This is a genomic window from Nonomuraea basaltis, assembly GCF_005893125.1.
GTDB lineage: Bacteria > Actinomycetota > Actinomycetes > Streptosporangiales > Streptosporangiaceae > Nonomuraea > Nonomuraea basaltis.
This window is the reverse complement of the sequence record NZ_VCJS01000389.1, coordinates 1-6,968: the sequence shown is the minus strand read 5'-3', so window position 1 is coordinate 6,968 and position 6,968 is coordinate 1. Positions and strand designations below refer to the sequence as shown.

Sequence of the window (6,968 nt, the reverse complement as noted above, 5' to 3'; positions counted from 1 at the left end):
GGCTGGAGGGGTGGCGTGGGCGGGGTGCCCAGGTGGAGGAGGCGTTCGACTTGTTCGGCGTTCAGCAGGGCGCTGGCCGAGGACGCCAGCTGCAGCGCCGCCCATCGTCCGTCGCCGATGGCCCGGCTTGCCGCGGCGGCGACCGGCTTGGTCGCCTCCGTGCCGAACAGCGCCACCAGCACGCCGGCCCGCTCGCCCAGCCGGTGCAGCCCGTCCGGCCCCAGCAGCTGGATCGCGGCCAGCACGGCGTCGCGCCGGTCACCGCGTGCCCCGTCCAGGCGGGCGGACACGAACCCCGGGCACAGCTCGACACCGGCGCCCGCGACCGTCACCCCGCCGTCCGCGACCAGTCTGGCCAGCTCGGCGGCGGCGGGCCGAGGGTCGGCGCCCGCGGGACCGACCACGACGGGTGCGCCGGCCGGCCCTTCGGCGGGCACGCGGCGGCCGCGGGAGTCCCAGACCTGCTGCTCCCGCCCCGTCACCACTCCGTACGCCAGCCGCACCACAACCCCCATGATTCGGTTCCCGCCCGGCCCACGGCAACCGATATAGCTGACGGGGGCGAAGCTTTCCGGGCGCGGCGCGCTGGAGGCGGTGCGTGGTCGCCACCGGCCTGCAGACGCTACCCGTACGGATCTTCACCTCCATGCAAGACGACTATGACCCCACGGTCACCCGCCATCGGGACTTTGATGGAGTTGGTCGCCGCGGTCGTGATCGGACGTTTCCGCGTGGCCGGGCCGTTCGGCGCCGGCGGTGACCACCGTGACAGGGGCCAGAAGGAGAGAGAGGGGCCAGTGTGCGAGTCGTCGTCATCGGTGCGGGGGTGGTCGGATCCGCGGTCGCGGCCGGGCTCACCCGGCGCGGCGCGCAGGTCACCGTCCTGGAGGCGCGTGCCCCCGGGGCCGGCACGAGCTCCACGTCGGTCGCGTGGGTGAACGCCAACAACAAGACGCCCAAGGACTACTTCGACCTCAACCACGCCGCCGTCTGGGCGCATCACCAGCTTCCCGGCGACTGGTTCTTCCCCACGGGCCACCTCGAGTGCGCGGTCTCCGACGAGCACAAAGAACTGCTCGAGGCGCGGGTGGCACGGCTGCTGACCATGGGCTACCCGGTCGAGCGGGCGGCCGTGCGGCGCGTCCGCGCCCTGGAGCCCGACCTCGTGCACGTGGCGGGCGCCGAGTACGTGTTCTTCCCCACCGAGGCGCACGTCCAGCCGCTGCGCCTGCTCGGGCGGCTGCTGGGCGAGGCCCGCGACCGCGGGGCCGTGGTCGAGTGCGATGCCGAGGTCGCGGCGATCGAGACGCCGGCGTCGGGCGCGGAGGTGACGGTGGCCGACGGGCGCACCTTCGCCGGCGACGTGGTCGTCACCTGCGTCGGCCGCTGGACGCAGCACGTGGCGGCGCTGGCCGGCGTCCACGTTCCCATGCTGGACCCGGCCGTGTCCGGGCAGGTCACCAACGGGTTCCTGGTCATCACGACGCCGGTGGCGGCGCGGCTGTCCCGGGTGATCACCACCGCCGGGCTCAACCTGCGGCCCGACGGGGCAGGACGGCTGCTGCTGCAGTCTCTGCCGCTGGACGGGCGCGCGGACCCGGCGGCCCCGGTGCCCGCCGACGTCATCGACGAGATCATGGGGCTGCTGCCGAAGGTGCTGCGGGCCACGGACGGGGCCGCGGTGGAGCGGGCGGTCGTGGGGCAGCGGGCGATGCCCGGCGACGGGCGTACGGTGGCGGGGTTCGCCGACGCGGAGCGGCGCGTGTACACGGTGGCCACGCACAGCGGGGTCACGCTGGCTCCGCTGCTGATGGGGGAGGTGGCGGGGGAGGTGTTCGGCGAGGAGTCGCCGCTGCTGGCCCCCTTCCGCCCCGGCCGCTTCACCGACGGCACGGCCGGCCCCGCCCCGGTCCCGGCACGCCGCCCCGGCCAGCAGTAGAGGAGCGCGCGGCGTTCGCCCGATACCTGCCCGAGCGGGGATTTCCGCCCTGTCTGGGTGGCTCTGTCGTGATCCTGGCCGCGTGTGCGGAACCTGGCTTCTCGTAGCGGAGCCGGGTTCCCGGTAAGAGAACCAGGGCCTGTGGAATGCCCGGGTTGTGACCTTCGGCACTGACCGGCCGCCGGTGTCCGGCTGACAGTGAAGGCATGGACCTGCTCAGCGTGGACTTCGACGAGGGCTGCCTGGTACGCACGCGCCGCGCGGTCCTAGCCTGCGCCCGCGACCAGGGGGTGGCGGGCGAGCGGCTGGGGGACTTCCTGGCGGCGGTCAACGAATGCGTCGTCAACGCGGTGGAGCACGGCGGCGGCGGAGGCAGGCTGCGGATGTGGCGGGAGAGCCGGAGACTCGTCTGCGAGGTCGCCGACACCGGCACGGGGATATCCGCCGGCGTGCTGGAGGAGGCGGGCCTGCCCGCGCCCTCGGAGCCGGGCGGGCGCGGGATCTGGCTGATGCGCTGCCTGTGCGACGACGTCGTCTTCACGACGGGCCCCGGCGGCACCGCGGTGCGGCTGGCCCTGAACCTGACCGCGCTCTGCGCCCCCGCCCGCGCCGATCACGGCGGCTCCGCGGCGGAGCCGCCGATCACGACGGGCCGCGTGGCCACGTGAGCAGGTCACGCCGGCGCGCCGCCGCGCGGCCGGTAGGCCAGCCGCCACAGGGCGACGGCCAGCAGCAGCGCGACCACCACCCATGCCTCCACCAGCCCGGCTGCCGCGGCCACAGCGAGCGGGGCGAGGATGGAGGGCACCGCCCACGCCCAGATCCACCGCCGCTCGGCGCCCGTCGCCACGCCGAGCGCGGTGGAGGCGGCGAAGTACACCGACAGCCCGCCGCCCAGCACCCAGCCGACGCCGCCGTGCAGGTGCGCGGCCGGCTCGGCGGCGACCACGCCCAGGCCGGCCGCGGTCGCGATGATGCCCGAAGTGTGCGGGCAACGCCATATACGGCTTGATTCTGCGTTCGTGCGCGCCGGGGACGGCGCTCAGGCCGTACTGCAGGGTGAGCCACCACAGCGAGACGATCAGCCCGAACCCGGCCAGCCCCGCCAGCCCCAGCTGGGGCCCCCACGACTGTCCCGAGGAGGCGATCACGAGCTGCATGACAGCCTCGCCGAGCACGATGATCACGAACAGCCCGAGCCGCTCGCTCAGGTGCGCCCGGTCGAGCACGGCCGGGGTGAAGGGCATGATCGGACGAGGCGGCCGTCCCGCCCGTGCCCGGCGCAGCTCATGCTTCTCGCGTCTGCCGGCCTGCCGCTGCATGTCGCTGATCATGCGTTCGGGCCTGCGGCTCTGCACCGCGGAAAAGATCAAGTCGAGGACGAGGCCCAGCCCCCACAGCACGTATCGCCAGGGAGGATCGTCCACCCAGATGGAGACGACCCACGGCACCAGCCCCGCGCCGAGCTGGGCCGCGGGCCACGCCGTCATGACCATGCCGGCCCGCTGCAGGGTCTGCGAGGTGCTGACCCTGCAGGTGATGTAGGCGGCGATGAACCAGCCGTCGTGCAGGACGCCCGGCGCCACCTCGTGGGCGACGCCGGGCACGGCGGCGGCCATCACCGCGATGCCGAACATGCCGATCAGCATGCTGCGCGTGCGGGTGCGCTCGCCGTGCACGTTCGAGTAGAGCGTCAGCGCGGTCCACACGCTCCACACCGCGTAGTAGAGCAGCACGAACAGCGCCACACCGCCCCACGTCGGGTGCGCCAGCCGGTGGGCCAGCTGGACCATCGCCACGACGACGACCAGGTCGAAGAACAGCTCGAGCCAGCTGGCGTGGCGCTCTCCCGCTTCGTTCACGGTCAACGAGAATAGAACGCCACGACGAGCTGCTCGTCGACGGGGATGGCGATCTGCTCGGGCCGGTGCGTCATGAGGCCGAACGACGGGAGGGTTCCGGGGCGGCGCGGGCGGGTACACGTACGGCCTCCGCGTGAAAGGCCAGGTGCCGCGATGATCGGAAGGCTGGTCGAGCTGGGCGGCTTCGGGGTCGAGGCCGCCGCCGCGCTCGCCCGTAACGGGCTGCTGGGCCCGGTGCCGCCCGCCGCGCTGGCGCGCATGGTGGAGGCATATCGGCACTTCCACGTCACCCCCGCGAGCGGGGTGGCCATGGCCGCGGCGCGCTGGCCGGATCGGCGGGCCGTCGTGGACGAGGCGGGGTCGCTGACGTTCGCCGAACTGGACGCGCGGGCGGCCGCGCTGGCCTCGGCCCTGCACCACGAGCTCGGCGTGGGGCCGGGACGGACGGTGGCGGTGATGTGGCCCAACGACCGCGGCTTCGTGGCGGCGGTCGCGGCGGTGTCCCGGCTGGGCGCGGACCTGCTGCTGCTCAACACCGGGCTGGCCGGGCCGCGGCTGCGGGACGTGCTGCGGCGCGAGGGTGTGCACGCGCTGATCGCGGCGCCGGACCTGCCGGCCGTCGACTTCGGCGGTCCCCGCGTCACCGACCTGGACGCCCTGGCGCGGGAGGGCGGCGTGCCCGCCGGGCCGCCGCGCCGTCCCGGGCGGCTGGTGCTGCTCACCTCCGGCACGACCGGCACGCCCAAGGGCGCGCCCCGCCGGCTGTCGGTGACCGCGCTGGCCGAGCCGTTCGTCTCCATGCTCGCCACCGTGCCGCTGCGCAGCGGAGAGCCGATGCTCATCGCACCGCCGCTCTTCCACGGCCTCGGCCTGCTCTGGTACGGGGCCGCGCTGGTGCTCGGCTGCCCGGTCGTGCTGCTGCGCCGCTTCGACGCCGAGGCCGCGCTCGACGCCCTGGCCGCCGAGCGGGCCGGGGCGCTGGTGGCCGTACCGATCATGCTGAAGCGGCTGCTGGCCTGCCCGCCGCGCCCGCTGCCGCACCTGCGCGTGGTCGTCTCCGGCGGCTCGGCGCTCCCGCCCGCCCTGGCCACGGACTTCATGGACGCCTACGGCGACGTGCTCTACAACCTGTACGGCTCCACCGAGGCAGGCTGGGCCTCTCTGGCCACGCCCGCCGACCTGCGTACCGCTCCCGGCACCGTCGGACGCCCGCCCCGCGGCGCCACGGTGCGCATCGCCGGCCCGGACGGCGCCGAGCAGCCGGCCGGAGAGGTGGGACGGGTGCAGGTGGCCGGCGGCCTGACCTTCACCGCCGCGGCGGACGGCCTGCTGGCCACCGGCGACCTCGGCCACCGGGACGGGAACGGGCTGCTGTTCATCGACGGCCGCGACGACGACATGATCGTCTCCGGTGGTGAGAACGTCTTCCCGCAGGAGGTCGAGAACCTCCTGGCCCGCCAGCCGGGCGTCGCCGACGTGGCCGTGCTGGGCGTGCCGGACGAGGAGTACGGCCAGCGCCTGGCCGCCTACGTCGTCCCCGAGGAGGGCGCGGCGCCGTCGGCCGACGAGCTCAGGCGGGCGGTCAAGGCGGAGCTGGCCGGGTTCAAGGTGCCGCGCGACATCGAGTTCGTGGCGTCGGTGCCGCGCAACCAGACCGGCAAGGTGGACCGGCGCAAACTCGCGCCCCGGTAGCCGCCTCGGCGCGCGCGAGCACGTCACCTTCGGTGGCCGGCTGACCGGGGATGCGGCACGCGCGGGGGCGGGCGGTCCCGGCAAGGTTCCGGTCCGCCCGTTGTCACACGTCAGCGATTTGCGACGGGCCTTACGCTTGCCTAACTATAACTTTTAAGGACGGCCTCCTCCTCGCCGACGGCGGCGCGACTCTCCGCGCCTGACCAGATTGGATCTGCGTTGCATCTGCTGACAAGCGCGGCGGATGCGCCGCGTCCTGCCGGCCGCCGACGAGAGCGGGCTCCCGGCGCACCGGCGGGCGCACTGACCGCTACTCGTACGGTTCGCCGGGCGCGGCCACCGCCTCCACGCGGGTGGCGTCCAGCGCAGGCGGCGCCGTCCCGTCGGCGGGCACCCAGGTTCCGGTGACCCGCACCCAGGTGTCGGTGCCCGGGGCGGGCGCGCCCCGCACGGCGGCCTTCATCGTCAGGGCGTCGGCGGCGCAGCAGCCGATGCGCAGGCGGGCGACGTACCACTCGCGTCCGCTCGCGGACGGCACGACGAATCCGGTCAGCCGTACGGTCCTGCCCTTCAGGGAGCCGGGGTCGGACCAGGTGCGCCCGGCGAACTCGCTCATGCTCAGGTCGTTGACCCGGCCGCTCTTCAGCGGCGGCAGGTCCGCGTCGACGACGGACGGCGGAGGAGGGGCGGGGGCGTGCTCGGCCTGCTGGACGGCGTACGAGCCGAGGGCGGGCGGGGCGATGAGGAAGATCGCGGCGACCGGTACGGCCAGCAGCCACGCCACCCGGATCCCGTCGTGATGCTCGTCATGCTCGTCGCGCGCCCCCGGGCCGGAGACGGCGGGCTCGCGCCCCAGCAGCCGCGCCAGGTGCAGCTCCTCCTCGAGACCGGCCCGCGCCAGCGCCGCCCGGCTCGCCGCGTCGCGCCTCCTGCGCCGCTCGGCGGCCAGGACCGCCACGCCCAGGACGATCAGCACGGCGCCCGCTGCGATGAGCAAAGGCCGGAAGCCCGGCTTGACGTAGTTGGCGAAGTCCGCCGAGAAGGCGGAGATCTGCAGCAGCGCCCCGCCGAGCAGGATCAGGAGCAGGCCCTGGGACGAACGGGTCACGCGGGCTCCTCGTACGGTTCCGCCGGCGGTTCGACGCGGACGACCTCGGTCGCGGCGATGGCGGGCGGCGCGTAGTCATCGGGGACGCCGCCCTTCGGGGGGATCCACGTGCCGGTGACGCGTACCCAGGTGTCCTCGGCGGGCGCGGGCGCGCCTTCGACGGCGACCTCCAGGGCGAGCGCGTCGGCGGCGCAGCAGTTGATCCGCATCCTGGCGACGTACCAGCCGCTCTTGGACGGCACGGCGAAGCCGGTCAGCCGGACCCGCCGCCCCGCCAGCGACGTGCCGGAGGCGCGGCCGATGAACTCGCCGAGTGTCAGGTCGGCGGCAGGGGTGCCGCGGTAGGCCGTGGCGGGCGGGGGAGGGC

The 6,968-nt window shown here is 74.7% G+C and carries 7 protein-coding genes and 1 pseudogene; 3 read left to right on the top strand and 5 right to left on the bottom strand.

The genetic code is table 11. From position 1 onward, the window contains the following. A partial coding sequence (locus EJK15_RS66285) for a hypothetical protein (RefSeq protein ID WP_138720436.1) occupies positions 1 to 515 on the bottom strand: 515 nt, incomplete at its 3' end. Between the two features lie 284 nt (positions 516 to 799). On the opposite strand from EJK15_RS66285, the gene EJK15_RS66280 reads away from it, so the two are divergent. Next, positions 800 to 1,939, top strand: coding sequence for an NAD(P)/FAD-dependent oxidoreductase (locus EJK15_RS66280; protein ID WP_138720435.1), 1,140 nt, complete (start codon positions 800 to 802; stop codon positions 1,937 to 1,939). A gap of 206 nt (positions 1,940 to 2,145) precedes the next feature. After that, positions 2,146 to 2,607 carry an ATP-binding protein gene (locus EJK15_RS66275; RefSeq protein WP_138720434.1) on the top strand — a complete coding sequence of 154 codons (462 nt, stop codon included), beginning with the start codon at positions 2,146 to 2,148 and terminating at the stop codon, positions 2,605 to 2,607. 5 nt (positions 2,608 to 2,612) lie between these two features. Here EJK15_RS66275 and EJK15_RS66270 read toward each other — a convergent pair whose 3' ends face one another. Continuing rightward, positions 2,613 to 2,888, bottom strand: a complete 276-nt coding sequence (locus EJK15_RS66270) for a hypothetical protein (protein ID WP_171075377.1) — start codon at positions 2,886 to 2,888, stop codon at positions 2,613 to 2,615. 172 nt (positions 2,889 to 3,060) lie between these two features. Then, positions 3,061 to 3,732, bottom strand: a pseudogene (locus EJK15_RS78320) (low temperature requirement protein A); the annotation flags it as partial. A 222-nt stretch (positions 3,733 to 3,954) separates the two neighbouring features. Here EJK15_RS78320 and EJK15_RS66260 point away from each other — a divergent pair. Next, complete coding sequence (locus tag EJK15_RS66260; RefSeq protein ID WP_138720432.1) at positions 3,955 to 5,493, top strand: AMP-binding protein; 1,539 nt, start codon at positions 3,955 to 3,957, stop codon at positions 5,491 to 5,493. Positions 5,494 to 5,803: 310 nt separating this feature from the next. On the opposite strand, the gene EJK15_RS66255 is transcribed toward EJK15_RS66260, so the two are convergent. Beyond that, complete coding sequence (locus EJK15_RS66255; protein ID WP_138720431.1) at positions 5,804 to 6,601, bottom strand: TIGR03943 family putative permease subunit; 798 nt, start codon at positions 6,599 to 6,601, stop codon at positions 5,804 to 5,806. Then, positions 6,598 to 6,968 (bottom strand): TIGR03943 family putative permease subunit (locus EJK15_RS72300; RefSeq protein ID WP_476739212.1); only part of this gene is annotated, 371 nt, incomplete at its 5' end. The genes EJK15_RS66255 and EJK15_RS72300, both read right to left, overlap by 4 nt.

Bases quoted from the DNA above. Each gene is read 5' to 3' on its own strand.
- EJK15_RS66275 (WP_138720434.1), top strand. From the start codon at position 2,146: ATGGACCTGCTCAGCGTGGACTTCGACGAGGGCTGCCTGGTACGCACG.
- EJK15_RS66260 (WP_138720432.1), top strand. From the start codon at position 3,955: ATGATCGGAAGGCTGGTCGAGCTGGGCGGCTTCGGGGTCGAGGCCGCC.